11 protein-coding genes and 1 pseudogene are annotated in these 13,683 nt (G+C 50.8%); 9 read left to right on the plus strand and 3 right to left on the minus strand.

Features of this window, described 5'->3' with window-relative positions; genetic code table 11:
• The first annotated feature begins 11 nt into the window (after positions 1-11).
• The 3 genes from gcvP (at position 12) to EHW56_RS04420 (ending at position 4,152) form a co-directional block, all read left to right on the plus strand.
• Positions 12-2,876, plus strand: coding sequence for an aminomethyl-transferring glycine dehydrogenase (gene gcvP / locus EHW56_RS04410; protein ID WP_152794248.1), 2,865 nt, complete (start codon positions 12-14; stop codon positions 2,874-2,876).
• Positions 2,877-3,144: 268 nt separating this feature from the next.
• A complete protein-coding gene (locus EHW56_RS04415; RefSeq protein ID WP_172969907.1) occupies positions 3,145-3,852 on the plus strand; it encodes an ABC transporter substrate-binding protein in 708 nt (235 codons plus the stop codon).
• Positions 3,853-3,978: 126 nt separating this feature from the next.
• A complete protein-coding gene (locus EHW56_RS04420; RefSeq protein WP_106407173.1) occupies positions 3,979-4,152 on the plus strand; it encodes a DUF6435 family protein in 174 nt (57 codons plus the stop codon).
• Here EHW56_RS04420 and EHW56_RS04425 read toward each other — a convergent pair.
• Together EHW56_RS04425 and EHW56_RS04430 are read right to left on the minus strand one after the other, a co-directional pair.
• Positions 4,149-5,960 carry an ABC transporter transmembrane domain-containing protein gene (locus tag EHW56_RS04425; protein WP_152794252.1) on the minus strand — a complete coding sequence of 604 codons (1,812 nt, stop codon included), beginning with the start codon at positions 5,958-5,960 and terminating at the stop codon, positions 4,149-4,151. The genes EHW56_RS04420 and EHW56_RS04425 overlap by 4 nt on opposite strands.
• Before the next feature lie 29 nt (positions 5,961-5,989).
• Positions 5,990-6,181, minus strand: coding sequence for a hypothetical protein (locus EHW56_RS04430; protein WP_152794254.1), 192 nt, complete (start codon positions 6,179-6,181; stop codon positions 5,990-5,992).
• Positions 6,182-6,444: 263 nt separating this feature from the next.
• Here EHW56_RS04430 and EHW56_RS04435 point away from each other — a divergent pair, with 263 nt between their 5' ends.
• A complete protein-coding gene (locus EHW56_RS04435; protein ID WP_152794256.1) occupies positions 6,445-7,140 on the plus strand; it encodes a pirin family protein in 696 nt (231 codons plus the stop codon).
• Between the two features lie 94 nt (positions 7,141-7,234).
• Entirely contained in the window at positions 7,235-7,648 is a 414-nt protein-coding gene (gene arfB, locus EHW56_RS04440) for an alternative ribosome rescue aminoacyl-tRNA hydrolase ArfB (RefSeq protein ID WP_077520596.1), read from the plus strand.
• Positions 7,649-7,653: 5 nt separating this feature from the next.
• Here arfB and EHW56_RS04445 read toward each other — a convergent pair whose 3' ends face one another.
• Positions 7,654-8,655, minus strand: coding sequence for a GGDEF domain-containing protein (locus tag EHW56_RS04445; protein ID WP_152794258.1), 1,002 nt, complete (start codon positions 8,653-8,655; stop codon positions 7,654-7,656).
• A gap of 322 nt (positions 8,656-8,977) precedes the next feature.
• Here EHW56_RS04445 and EHW56_RS15490 point away from each other — a divergent pair.
• The 4 genes and pseudogenes from EHW56_RS15490 to EHW56_RS04465 all read left to right on the plus strand — a co-directional run.
• Positions 8,978-9,286, plus strand: a pseudogene (locus EHW56_RS15490) (choloylglycine hydrolase); the annotation flags it as partial.
• A 50-nt stretch (positions 9,287-9,336) separates the two neighbouring features.
• Positions 9,337-9,945: a bifunctional 4-hydroxy-2-oxoglutarate aldolase/2-dehydro-3-deoxy-phosphogluconate aldolase gene (locus EHW56_RS04455; protein WP_152794260.1), complete on the plus strand. Its 609-nt coding sequence runs from the start codon at positions 9,337-9,339 to the stop codon at positions 9,943-9,945.
• Between the two features lie 156 nt (positions 9,946-10,101).
• Positions 10,102-12,027: an ATP-dependent DNA helicase RecQ gene (locus tag EHW56_RS04460; protein WP_152794262.1), complete on the plus strand. Its 1,926-nt coding sequence runs from the start codon at positions 10,102-10,104 to the stop codon at positions 12,025-12,027.
• A gap of 225 nt (positions 12,028-12,252) precedes the next feature.
• Positions 12,253-13,680 carry a diguanylate cyclase gene (locus EHW56_RS04465; protein WP_152794265.1) on the plus strand — a complete coding sequence of 476 codons (1,428 nt, stop codon included), beginning with the start codon at positions 12,253-12,255 and terminating at the stop codon, positions 13,678-13,680.
• Positions 13,681-13,683: the final 3 nt, after the last annotated feature.

The raw sequence follows: 13,683 nt of genomic DNA on the forward strand, positions 1-13,683 counted from the left end.
GGACGACTATCATGACGCATACTCGTTTACTCGATAGCCTGGTGGCCGATAATGACTTTATCGCTCGCCACAACGGCCCAGATACTCAGCAACAAAGCGCGATGCTGGCGGCGATCAATGCCACCAGCCTCGAGCATGTGATTGAAGAAACTGTCCCTGCCGATATCCGCTTGCCACAGCCGCTAAACCTCAGCGCCCCCAAAAGCGAAACCCAGATGTTGGCGGAACTGAGCGACATTGCCGCGCAAAATACCATTAAGCGCAGCCTGATCGGCCAAGGCTACTACCACACGCATACCCCACCGCCTATTTTACGCAATGTGCTGGAAAATCCTGGCTGGTATACCGCTTATACGCCCTATCAGCCCGAGATCTCGCAAGGCCGACTCGAATCGTTGCTGAACTTCCAGCAAATGGTGATGGACTTAACGGGAATGGATTTGGCCAACGCGTCGCTGCTCGACGAAGCTACTGCCGCGGCGGAAGCCATGACCCTGTGTAAGCGTGGCGGCAAGCACAAAGGCAACGCGTTTTTTGTTGCCAGCGATGTGCATCCACAAACGCTGGACGTGATTAAAACGCGCGCCAATTTCCTCGGCTATGACATCATTGTTGATCATGCGGACCAGCTGAATCAGCACGACGTATTCGGTGCCCTGCTCCAGTATCCGGGCACCACCGGTGAAGTGCGCGATCTCAGCACGCTGATTGCAGACGCACAAAGCAAGAAGACGCTGGTTGCGGTCGCCACCGATCTGCTTTCACTCACTGTGCTCAAAGCGCCGGGTGAAATGGGCGCGGATGTAGTGATTGGGTCGGCACAACGCTTTGGTGTGCCCATGGGTTACGGTGGCCCACATGCCGCCTTCATGGCGACACGCGACAAGCTCAAGCGCACCATGCCCGGCCGCGTGATTGGCGTATCGGTCGATAGCAAAGGCAACCAAGCCCTGCGCATGGCGATGCAAACGCGCGAGCAACACATTCGCCGTGAAAAAGCGACTTCCAATATTTGTACCGCCCAAGCCTTGCTGGCCAACATGGCCGCTTTTTACGCGGTGTATCACGGCCCTGAAGGCTTGAAGAAAATTGCCCGCCGAGTGCATCATCTCACCGCACTGTTCGCCAAATCGGTACAAGCGGCTGGGTTGAGCCTTGCCCACGACAGCTTCTTTGATACCGTCACGCTCAACACGGGCGAGCAAACCGACCCCTTGTATCAAAAAGCACAGGATGCCGGCTTTAACTTGCGTAAATTAAATGGCCAACTCGGCGTGAGTTTCGATGAAGCGAGCACGCTGGCAGAAGTCAACCAATTGCTTACCGCGCTCACCGGTCAAGGCAATGCAGAAAGCGTGGCGAGCGATATTGAAGCCAACGAATTTGCCGCGATCCCTGCCGCATGCCGCCGCACCAGTGCATACCTAACGCACCCCGTCTTTAACCGCTATCACAGTGAAACCAAGCTGATGCGGTATATGAAGGCGTTGGAAAACAAAGACTTCTCCCTTACCCACGGTATGATCCCATTGGGCAGCTGTACCATGAAGCTGAATGCCGCGGCCGAGATGATCCCCGTCACCTGGCCAGAATTTGGTGCCCTACACCCATTTGTGCCGCTGGCGCAAGCCAAAGGCTATCAAACACTGGGTAAATCACTGCGTGACATGCTGTGTGAAATCACCGGCTACGATGAGATCTCCATGCAGCCGAACTCAGGTGCGCAAGGGGAGTATGCGGGCTTAATCGCGATTCAGCGCTACCATGAAAGCCGTGGCGACAGTCACCGCAACGTGTGCTTGATCCCAAGCTCTGCCCACGGTACCAACCCTGCTTCCGCGGCCATGGTCTCAATGAAAGTGGTCGTAGTTGGCTGCGATGATGACGGCAACATCGACATTGACGATCTGAAAGCTAAAATCGACAAACATCGCGATGCGCTCTCATGCATTATGATCACCTATCCATCGACACATGGTGTGTACGAAGAAACCGTGCAGCAAGTGTGCGAGCTGGTACACGAGGCTGGCGGCCAAGTTTACTTGGATGGCGCCAACATGAATGCGCAAGTGGGGCTGACCACACCGGGCTACATTGGCTCAGACGTTTCGCACCTCAACCTGCACAAAACCTTCTGTATTCCCCACGGTGGTGGCGGCCCGGGCATGGGGCCAATTGGCGTGAAATCGCACCTTGCGCCTTTCCTCCCCGGTCATGTGGAGCAAGGTGACGAATTTGCCGTGTCGGCCGCACCAATGGGCAGTGCCTCGATTCTCCCTATTTCATGGGCGTACATTGCCATGATGGGTGAACAAGGCCTAACGCGCGCGACCGAGTTAGCAATTCTCAGTGCCAACTATGTGATGGAGCGTTTGCGTCCCTACTACCCCGTGCTTTATCGCGGTAAAAACGGACGCATTGCGCACGAATGTATTATCGACATTCGCCCACTCAAAGAGGCATCCGGCATCAGCGAAGAAGACATCGCCAAACGCTTGATGGATTATGGCTTCCACGCGCCGACCATGTCATTCCCGGTCGCGGGTACTCTGATGGTTGAACCGACCGAAAGTGAAAGCCAAGAAGAGTTGGATCGCTTCTGTGATGCCATGATTGCCATCCGCGAGGAAATTGCCAAGGTGCAAGACGGTGAGTGGACGCTGGAAGACAACCCATTGGTCAACGCGCCTCACACCCAAGCGGATCTGATGGCAGACGAGTGGTCTCACACCTATTCCCGTGAGCTGGCTTGCTTCCCATCCGCCCATAACAAGGCAAGCAAATACTGGCCATCGGTCAACCGTGTCGATAATGTCTACGGCGACCGTAACTTGATTTGTTCTTGCCCTAGCATTGAAAACTATATGGATGAGTAATCCACTAGTCACAGATAACCAAGTTAAAAACTAACTTGATAAACGAAAGGCGAGCCGCTCGGTTCGCCTTTTTTATTGCCCCGTTTTGTCGGCTAATGTCGTTCTTCGCAACAGCCAGTCTTAGCGAAATTTTCTCCCGTCTTACTGCTTGCTGGCTAAACTTAAGGCAATACACCTTTTCACTGAGAGTGATTAAGCCTTGCTGAGTTCATGTCGACGCCCTGTTGTACGCGTGCTGTTGTTGATACTGCTGTTGGGAATGGCCGGAATGGTCCATGCGGCTACGCCAACTGTGCGTTTAGTCACGCTCGAATATCCCCCTTACATTCAAACCGCCGATGGTGCCCTCGACGGTGTGGCGGTACGAGTTGTCCGCCAAACTTTTTCCAAGCTCGGTTATGAGGTAGAAATTGAAGTACTGCCATGGGCGCGAGCACTCTATCAGGTCCGAACTGGCTTAGCGGATGGTATATTCACTATTTTCAAAACACCTGAGCGCGAAGCGTTTCTCGATTACTCTCAGCAGGTTTTATTTCAACAAGGGATCCGCTTTGTTCATCGCCCCGATGTCAGTATCTCTGAAGATGCGATTCAATCGTTCAATTTTGGCGCTTACTCCGTCTGCGTGATCAACCAAGTCAGTTACGGCAGCCGGATGGATGCTGCCTTGGCGCAAAATCAATTCGATCAGGTTTTCCGCCTAACTCGCGCGCCACAGTGCCTTCGGATGTTGGAAAGTGGCCGCGCCCGCTTGTGGCTCAGCAACCATTTTGGTGCACGCGCACTGATTAGTCAGCTTAATATGAAGGGTATTGTCGAGATCAACCCCCACCCGATTGAGGACACCCCCAGTTACATTGCCTTTTCTGAAGTGCAAGGGCTATCAGCTCTACGCGACCAATTTGATCAAGCGTTAGCAGACATGAAAGCCACCGGAGAGTACCAAGCGATCATTGATGACTTTTTTAATGATTAATCGCTGACATTCCTGCACAAGGTTTTATCGCGCACTCACTTTGAGCCGCTAAACAAAGGCCGCTTATCATCCAAGTCTACCCTTACACCGTAATGGAGCATGTCAGTTATCAACAAAGGACGCGACATGCTCTCATTTTTAAAGCCGAATCCGGTTAAAAAGCTTAAAAAGCAGTACGAAGCTAAGCAACAACAAGCCTTTCAGGCGCAGCGCAACGGCGACATCCGTGGTTATTCACTGCTCACCGAAGAAGCAGAAAAGATTGACAAACAAATCAAAGAATTGGAAAACAACGCTTAGCCATTTGAGACATGGCTAAACTGCCGTTTTACCAAGCGTTGGTACAGAGGGCAGCGTGCCAGCAGGTCGGTATGGCTGCCTACATCAACAAGCTTGCCTTGATCCATCACGACAATGCGGTCAGCATGCTGAATGGTCGATAAGCGGTGAGCGATAATCAAGGTAGTGCGGTCACGCATTAAAGCCGCCAAGCCTTGCTGAACCGCATGCTCACTTTCGCTATCAAGGGCGCTGGTGGCTTCATCGAGCAATAAAATTCGCGGGTCCTTGAGAATCGCGCGGGCAATCGCGATTCGCTGCCGTTGCCCACCCGAAAGCCGCACGCCTCGCTCACCCAAAAAGCTGTTGTAGCCGTCCGGTAATTGCTGAATAAACCCATCGGCGTGCGCTTGAATCGCCGCCGCTTTGACGGCGTGCTCACTGGCGCCTGGCCTGCCGTAGCGAATATTGCCTATTACATCATCGCTAAACAGAGCGGGTTGTTGTGGCACCAGTGCCATTTGTTGGCGCAACGCTTGCGGGGATAAGCGACGAATATCTTGCCCGCCCAGCCTAATCGCGCCTGACTGCGGATCATAAAAGCGTTGCAGTAATTCAAATACGGTGGTTTTTCCCGCCCCCGACGGTCCGACTAAAGCGACGACTTCACCGGGCTGAATCACAAGGTTCAACGCATCAATCGCCGCTTGATGAGGACGCGTGGGATAATGAAAATGTACCGCTTCAAAACGAATATCGTTGCTTAATGATTGAGCATCGACACTCGGCGAGGTGGCGGGAGTGCGAATATGGCTTTGCACGTGCAACAGTTCCACCAAGCGCTCCGTCGCGCCTGCCGCACGCTGCAACTCCCCCATCACTTCCGACAAGGTAGCCATCGAAGAGGCAACCATGATGGCGAAAAACACAAACGCACCCAGATCCCCTGCTGACATAGTACCTTGAATCACATCGCGACCGCCGACCCACAACATGCCAGTAATGGCGCTGAACACAATCACGATCACGCCGGAAATAAGAATGGCTCGTTGTTTGACGCGCTCGCGTCCGATCTGATAGGCGCGTTCCACCTCTTGACCAAATGCGGCTTTGGCGTGATCTTCTACCGCGAAGCTTTGCACGGTTTTAATATTGGTGATGGCTTCACCGGCATAACTGCCCACGTCCGCCATTGAATCTTGGCTTTGCCGCGACAACGCTCGCACACGACGGCCATAAATCAAAATCGGCACCAGAATAAAGGGCACGGAGGCCAGCACAATCAAGGTCAGTTTAATATTGGTGGCAAACAGCATGATGATGGCGCCCACACACATCAACGCACTACGCATCGCCATGGAGAAGGAGGAGCCGATGATGTTTTGCAGCAAGCTGGTATCTGTGGTGATCCGCGACATGATTTCGCCACTGCCGTGGGTTTCAAAATAGCTCGGATGTAGGCCAATCACATGATCAAACACCGCTTGTCGAATATCGGCACTGACCCTTTCACCCACCGATGACACCAAATAGAACCGGAAAAAGGTGCCGATCGCGATCAATACCGTGATCAGCAAAATAAACTTTACCGCATTCCCCAGCTCAACCAGTGATTGCTGTGCAAAGCCTTGGTCGATCAAAAGGCGAACGCCGTGTCCGACAGAGAGCGTCAATGACGCGGTAAACACTAAGGCCAGCAATGCCGCGCTCACTTGCCAGCGGTAAGGGCGAATAAACGCAATCAGCTCCCACAGAACCGTCAGATTTTTACTGTTGCGACTTGAAGCAGATGGCGTCGAGGCGGCGCGCGTTAAAGCGGAATTAGCCATAAGCTCTACTTAGTGCTGTCCTTGCACATTTAGGGGCGAGTGAGCAGGATCATTAACTCGCGATTGTCGTTGATAAGCGCATCGATGGTGCATGCATCTAACTCCTCTAAAAAGGCTTGCTTGGCTTTCACCATATGATTGCACGACACATCAAACAAGCGTGTCACCTCGGTAATGTTGGTAAGCTCACCCTCTGGTAAAAAGGCCAGAAAAATTAACATGCAAAATGCGCAGTCTTAAAGCTGGTTCGTTGCATACTTTCAATCATTCTGTCCGCACTCTCGCGCGTCAGCCCGCGCATATTCAGACGCACATTTGGTACAACCAACCTCAACCCGCAGATGCGTGTTAAGCCAGATTCATTCAGCTTTTTAGAACAAGATGCTCAATCATACGCTGTGTTCGCACGACGTTTTTGTTTCTACACTGCAGCTATTGTTCAGCGTCACCGTTGTTCAACATCGAATCAGTGAGGAGAAACATTATGATTACCGTCCGTCATGCCAGCGATCGCGGTCAGGCCAACTTTGGCTGGCTACAAAGCCGCCATACTTTTTCATTTGGTAGCTATTACGATCCTCATCATATGGGCTTCTCTGCACTGCGTGTGATCAATGATGATATCGTCTCGCCCGCCGCAGGCTTTGATACCCACGGACACCGTGATATGGAAATCATCAGTCTGGTGCTGGAAGGGGAAATAGAGCACAAAGACAGTCAAGGCAACCGACAAACCCTACCGGCTGGCGAGTTCCAACTGATGTCGGCTGGGCGCGGTATTTATCATAGCGAGTATAATGCCTCATCAACCCAAGCCTTGCGCTTTCTACAAATTTGGATTGAGCCCAATGAGCAAGGCGGGGAGCCGGGTTATCAGCAAAAAGATTTTGGTAAGCAGGCTGGCTTTACCGTCATCGCGACCCCAACCGGAGAAAATGGCACCTTACGCATCAAACAAGATGCGCGTTTGCTACAGCTGATTCTACCGCCCAGTGAATCGGTTACCTTGCTTTTGGAGGCAGGACGCCATGCCTATATACATCAAGTCGCGGGCCCGCTCGACGTTGAAACGACATCTCTGGCTCCCGGCGATGGCGCAAAGATTGAAGATATCCATCATGTCACCTTTAGCAATAAGGGCAACGAAACCAGCCAAGCACTGGTGTTTGATCTCCCCTAACGCGCAGATTCAGCCACTCTGGCCTGCCGGTCTATTTGCGCCGCAGGCCTTAGTCTGTGTACACTGCGCCCTTTCTTCATGCATGAGAGGTTGAATGCTCACTCTATCGAATAAGGTGGCGATTCCCGACAATGAGATTGAACTCACAGCTATTCGCGCCGCAGGGAAAGGCGGGCAAAACGTCAACAAAGTATCGAGCGCCATTCATCTGCGCTTTGACATCCAAGCCTCGTCACTGCCTGATGCGTACAAAGCCCGATTAATGGCTCTGTCTGATTCGCGCATCTCCAAAGAGGGCGTCGTAGTCATAAAAGCGCAAAACTACCGCACCCAAGAGCTAAACCGAGAAGACGCGCTAGAGCGCTTACAGGCGTTGATCAAAGGCGCGATGGTAGAGCAGAAAAAACGTAAACCCACCAAACCTACCAAGGCCTCACAACGACGCCGCGTGGATGCTAAAAAACGTAAGAGCCAAACTAAAGCCCTGCGTGGCAAAGTGGCTCCTTAACCATTTCACGCCACCACTTTATTACGACCACCCGCTTTAGCCGCATACAAATTCGCATCCGCTTGACGGTTGATTTCTTGGGCACATTTTGATGCCTCGCTTTGGGTGACCCCGATACTGACCGTCACAGGAATAGCGCGCTGCTGGTAAACAACGGGCGTTTGCTCAATACTCTCACGGACTCGCTCTGCCACCGCCAGTGCATTTTGGTGCGAAACATCCTCTAAGAGAATACAGAACTCCTCGCCGCCTTGACGAAATACGTTTTCGCTCCCTGCGACGTCAACCATGATATTCACCACCGATTGCAATACGACATCGCCGCCATCGTGCCCATATTCGTCATTAACCGCTTTGAAGTGATCAATATCGAGCACCAAAAGATGAAACGCAGCCTGCTGATTCTGTAATACCTGATAGCGATGTTTCAACGCGAGGCGGTTATTGGCTCCAGTTAGCGGATCACACGTGGCTAGTTTACTTAACTTGTTTTCAGCCAATACACGGTTAATCTCATAAGCATGAGCGACAATGGCAATGCTGAAATAACAAAACGCAAAGTTGAGCATCATAGTCAACATGTCGAAGTACTGCTCGACATAAAACTGAAAAGCAACATTAGCAATTTGGATAATAAACAGCGCTAATGTCGCTGCCAGACCGGCTTTATAGCCCAGTAACAAATAGTAAATAATCGGAAAAAACAGCGTCCAAATAAACACCCCATAGTCTGTTGGCTTGAGAAAAGTACCGACAACCACCAAAGCCGTCAAACTAGCCGACATGATATATTTGTGGCCACTAAAAACGGTGTTTTTGGCGGTTTGTCGATACACATACCAAGAGTAAAAAGCATACAAAACCAAAAAAGAGGCATAAATATAGCTTTGACTAACAACAACATTACCCATCGCCACCAAGGCTGCTAAACCACCCACACCAAGGCTCATTCCTTTAAGCACTTTGATACGCAACTCGGAACTGCTGCTGAGTTCACTCACTTCCATTGTTCATTCTCGTGTAGGCCAATGTTTTAACATCAGCTATCATAGCTCGGATTTATTAACATGTTAATAACAAAGGTATCAATGATATGTGCACACGCATATTTAACAATCTCAACCGACAATACCCTGTCACGGCGCGCAATATGGACTGGTTTTGACCCATTAATACCTACTTCTATCGTTTCCCAAAAGGTACGATAAGTCGAGGGCTAAGTGCGAAGTCTGCTAGCCAGCTCGGTATTAGTAAGCAGCTGATGGCAACAGTGCTACGCAACGCTTTGAGCGAGCCAGCTATTACTTAACCTTTAGCCAGCCCGCGCAAAACCGGCGTGAAGCTGTCTATCAAGCACGCTCGCTCGTAGCCACGTGCGCCGTACCTGTCAATTTTAATCCTTATCACACTGAAAAAGCGTCTTACACCATTTGGACCAATGTGGCTGATCACCGTAAGCACGTTTATTACCTTTCCAATACCTTGACCATGGACAGCGTATGGATAAACTTTTCATCGGACCATCAAGACTGTCAGCGACTGCAACTACAAAAAGAAAAATCGACAAAGTCCGCCTGCCCGGTTCAATCGGGTGATGTGAGTCGCTACCTCACGCTATGCGAGAACCCGTTTCAATAGTGTATTTGTGACTGTTTCGCTATTAAGCGTTTTACTGTAAGGGAACCCCCATGACTGAACTGAATCAACGCCTTAAGGCAATTCGCATCGTGCCAGTGATTGCGATTAATAATGCGGATGATGCTGTGCCGCTAGCAAAAACCTTGGTCGATAACGGCCTACCGTGCGCTGAAATTACCTTTCGCACTGACGCGGCCGCCCGTGCTATTCGTCTCATGCGCGATGCCTATCCCGATATGCTGATTGGTGCCGGCACGGTACTCACTACAACCCAAGTCGACGCCGCAATTGACGCAGGCGCCGATTTTATTGTCAGCCCTGGGCTTAACCCAACCACAGTGAAACATTGCCAGCAACGCGGCATTCCTATCATCCCCGGGATCAACAACCCCAGCTTAGTCGAACAAGCCATGGAACTGGGGCTGGATACGTTGAAGTTTTTTCCTGCCGAAGCTTCAGGCGGCATTGCAATGTTAAAAGCATTATCTGCCGTGTATCCCGTGAGTTTCATGCCAACTGGCGGCGTGAGTGAGGCGAACGTAAGCGATTATCTCGCATTGCCTTCGGTGCTTGCATGTGGTGGCACTTGGATGGTCCCTGCCAATTTGATTGACGCGCGCAACTGGGATCACATCGCTGCATTGGTTAAGGCGTTGTAATGGCTGTCACCTCAAGCAAGGACATCTTTTCCGCTTGAAAAAGATGCTGGAGTCGCTCGCACTCGTCATCGCTTGTGCTTGCAACGCCAACGTGTCACCGATACCGTCTCTTCTCGATTTATAAAAGATGCTGGGTTAAAAACGGGGAGAGGCGGTATGTTGACCAAGGCACTTGAGCACGTTTTTGGGTTTTCATCATTTCGTGCAGGACAAGAGTCGGTGATTTCTCAGATAATGCAAGGGGAGTCGGCCTGTGCGATTTTTCCTACCGGTGCGGGTAAGTCATTGTGCTATCAACTACCAGCCACGCAACTGCCCCACTTAACCCTAGTGATTTCACCTTTGCTAGCATTAATGCATGATCAAATCGCCTTTATGCGCCGTAAAGGTATTGCCGCCGCTACCATTGATTCCACACAGACTCCCGAGCAAACTAAACAAGTGATGGAGCAGATCCGTCGCGGCGACATCAAAGTCCTGATGATTTCGGTCGAACGGTTAAACAACGAACGCTTTCGCCAATTTATTGCGCCCATCCCGATCTCCTTATTGGTCGTAGATGAAGCACACTGCATCTCTGAGTGGGGCCACAATTTTCGCCCCGATTATCTCAAACTCCCCGCTTATCGACAGCAATTAAATATTCCTCAGGTATTGCTTCTCACCGCGACTGCGACACCCGCGGTTGTCGAGGACATGCAAAAAAAATTCGCGATCCCAGCAAGTAACACAACATTAACCGGGTTTTATCGCTCCAACCTTTACCTGAATGTGGTCGCCGTGGAAGAGGATCAAAAACGGCAAGCGCTGGTTGAGCAGTTGCAGCCTGCTCCCCACTTACCAACTGTCATTTATGTCACCCAGCAGCAAACGGCGGAGAATATGGCCGAGTGGCTACAAACCCAGCATATCCCCGCGACGGCTTACCATGCCGGCATGAGTCACGATACGCGTGTATCAATACAAGAGGCATTTATGTCGGGCCATGCGCCGTGTATTGTCGCGACCATCGCCTTTGGGATGGGCGTCGATAAGGCGGATATTCGTCGTGTCATCCATTTTGATTTGCCTAAATCGATTGAGAACTATAGCCAAGAAATTGGCCGCGCCGGACGAGACGGAGAAAACGCTACGTGCACTGTGCTCGCCAACCAATCTAGCCTGAATGTGCTGGAAAATTTTATCTACGGCGATACGCCAGACAAAACGGCGATCCAAGGGCTACTGGAAGAAATAAAACAAGCCGGTCAACCATGGGAAGTCATGCTACACAGTCTGTCACGGACGTATAATATACGGCTTTTGCCGCTTAAAACCTTGCTGGTTTATTTAGAAATGGCCGGTGTAATCACCAGCCAATACAGTTATTTTGCCGATGTGAAGTTCCAATCCGTTGAGTCACCAGAAACCATTACGGCTAAATTTCAGGGTGAGCGGCGCGAATTTGTCGCCCAACTATTTACGTGCGCGGTCAAAGCTAAAACCTGGTACAAGATGGATTTCCAACAACTGTGGCAACGCTTTGGAGCAGAGAGAAAGCGCGCGTTAGCGGCACTGGACTATTTTCACGAGCAAGGTTGGATATCACTTGCCACCCAACAGGCCACGCAAGTCTTTTCGGTCAGTCCCCATGAGATTGATGTTCAAGCGCAGGCTGAACAATTACATAACCTTTTTGCTAAAAAGGAAGAGAGCGAACTGGCCCGCATCAACCAATTACTGGCTTTATTGGCCTCTTCAACCTGTATTAGCCAGCGCCTTGCCGACTACTTTGGCGATCACGCGGCGCCAACTACTTGTGGCCATTGTTCGGTATGCCAAGGACATATTGCTCAGCTACCCCCACGCCCTGAATTACCCGCGATCGATGTGCAGGCATTATCATCATGGTGCCAGCACTTCGCCGCCGCTTGCGATGCCACGCCAAGTCACGCGGCAACGACACGTTTTTTACTCGGGCTGTCTTCACCGCTTCATACCAAAATCAAGGCGAAGACAATACCTGGTTTTGGCGCCCTTGCGTCGTATCCGTTTCAAACGGTCAACGCTCGCGTGCTCGCTGAGCACGGTGCCCAACAATAACGGATAACAATGTGGCGCATCCAGCTTAGCAACGCTCGGAGCGCCACCTCATGCCGCTGGCATTGCCACAATCGGGTGTATCATCACGAACGCACTACCCTCTCAGTTTTGCGGAAAAAGTGACATTTATCCCCAGCTGCCAATGTTTTGTTCATATACTGGTAGTAATGGTCGCATGCATTGCGCGCCATCATTTCTAGCCATTGCCAGATTCAAGGGTTGTTTATGCGGCATTCTGGGGTGTTATCTGTGGTGACTCGTATCATCGTTGTGGTTCTGAGCATTGGCGTCCTCTTGACCATCACGCTGAGTGTTGACGCTGAGCAAAACCAACAGTCCAAGCCACAAAGCCCTGTTTTAAAAGTGGCAAACTCGCATGCTTGGCGACCATTTTCCTATCTTGACCGCAATCAAGAGCCAAAAGGGATCCTAATTGATTTTTGGAAAGAATTTGGCAAACGTAACGGCTATCAAATTGAATTTGTGCTAACTGATTGGCAACAATCGATTGATGCTGTGCGAAGCGGTCAAGCCGATGTTCACGCAGGCTTACTTCGCTCACCAGAACGGTTAGCGTTTATGGATTTCGGCACCCCACTTTTTAGCATCGATACGCAAGTGTTCTTCAGCCAAGCTCTCACGGGCGTATCGGCAGATTATGTGTTAGCGGGCGACACCGACCACGCAGTCGGTGTTGTGCAAGGCGGGTACGAAGAAGAGTTTATGAGAACCGAATTTCCAGACGTAACGCTACAGCTCTTCCCGAATAACCAAGCCATGCTTGATGCAGCGTTATCTGCAGACATCCAAGCATTCGTCGCCGATCTGCAAGTCGCCAATTATCACCTTTATACCACCACTAACCAAAAATTGTTTATACCCGTCAGGCACCTCTATACAGAAATGTTATATGCCGGTTTTGCGAAAGGGAAGACGGCATTACTCAATCAAGTTGATAATAAATTTGCTTGGCTCGACGATGAAACCAAGCGGCGGCTATTAAATCGCTGGGTATATTACGATGTCGAGACCGTCTATCCCGCGTATTTGTTACCAACGCTAATCGCCTTGGGTGTGATAGTGGGCATCAGCTATATCTTTTTACTGAAAAGAACGGTTAAACAGAAGACGTATGCGCTGCAAGCAGCCAATGACTTACTGCAAGCGCAAGCGATTACTGACTCTCTCACTCATCTTCACAACCGACGTTACTTCTATCAGTGCCTATATAGCCAAATGCGCGAAGTCAAGGGGATAACCTTGATGGTGTTCGATATTGATGACTTCAAAGCCTTTAACGATGGGTTCGGCCACGCACATGGCGACGAAGTGCTTTGCTTTGTCGCTCAAACAGCGCGGAGTCTATTACCCAATGACGCCGTGGTGGCAAGGATCGGGGGAGAGGAGTTTGCCGTGCTGCAGTATTTTTCTACCGCTGAGCGTGCCGTGGCGCAAGGCAAACTGCTGTGCAACGAGATATCAAGACAAAGCCTTGCGCTATTTAATCATCCATCTATGCCCGTCACAGTGAGTTTGGGCGTGGCTTACTACCCAAATGGTATGCCTCACAGTGAAATTGTTGATGCCGATAAAGCTATGTATCAAGCTAAAAAGCAAGGTAAGAACTGCGCCGTTCTCAATGTGTTCGATTGATCT

This window comes from Salinivibrio sp. VGrn1, from assembly GCF_009377995.1.
Classification (GTDB): Bacteria; Pseudomonadota; Gammaproteobacteria; order Enterobacterales; family Vibrionaceae; genus Salinivibrio; species Salinivibrio siamensis.

Bases quoted from the DNA above. Each gene is read 5' to 3' on its own strand.
- EHW56_RS04445 (WP_152794258.1), bottom strand. From the start codon at position 8,655: ATGGAAGTGAGTGAACTCAGCAGCAGTTCCGAGTTGCGTATCAAAGTG.
- EHW56_RS04415 (WP_172969907.1), top strand. From the start codon at position 3,145: ATGGTCCATGCGGCTACGCCAACTGTGCGTTTAGTCACGCTCGAATAT.
- EHW56_RS04455 (WP_152794260.1), top strand. From the start codon at position 9,337: ATGACTGAACTGAATCAACGCCTTAAGGCAATTCGCATCGTGCCAGTG.
- EHW56_RS04420 (WP_106407173.1), top strand. From the start codon at position 3,979: ATGCTCTCATTTTTAAAGCCGAATCCGGTTAAAAAGCTTAAAAAGCAG.
- arfB (WP_077520596.1), top strand. From the start codon at position 7,235: ATGCTCACTCTATCGAATAAGGTGGCGATTCCCGACAATGAGATTGAA.
- EHW56_RS04430 (WP_152794254.1), bottom strand. From the start codon at position 6,181: ATGTTAATTTTTCTGGCCTTTTTACCAGAGGGTGAGCTTACCAACATT.
- EHW56_RS04465 (WP_152794265.1), top strand. From the start codon at position 12,253: ATGCGGCATTCTGGGGTGTTATCTGTGGTGACTCGTATCATCGTTGTG.
- EHW56_RS04435 (WP_152794256.1), top strand. From the start codon at position 6,445: ATGATTACCGTCCGTCATGCCAGCGATCGCGGTCAGGCCAACTTTGGC.
- gcvP (WP_152794248.1), top strand. From the start codon at position 12: ATGACGCATACTCGTTTACTCGATAGCCTGGTGGCCGATAATGACTTT.
- EHW56_RS04425 (WP_152794252.1), bottom strand. From the start codon at position 5,960: ATGGCTAATTCCGCTTTAACGCGCGCCGCCTCGACGCCATCTGCTTCA.
- EHW56_RS04460 (WP_152794262.1), top strand. From the start codon at position 10,102: ATGTTGACCAAGGCACTTGAGCACGTTTTTGGGTTTTCATCATTTCGT.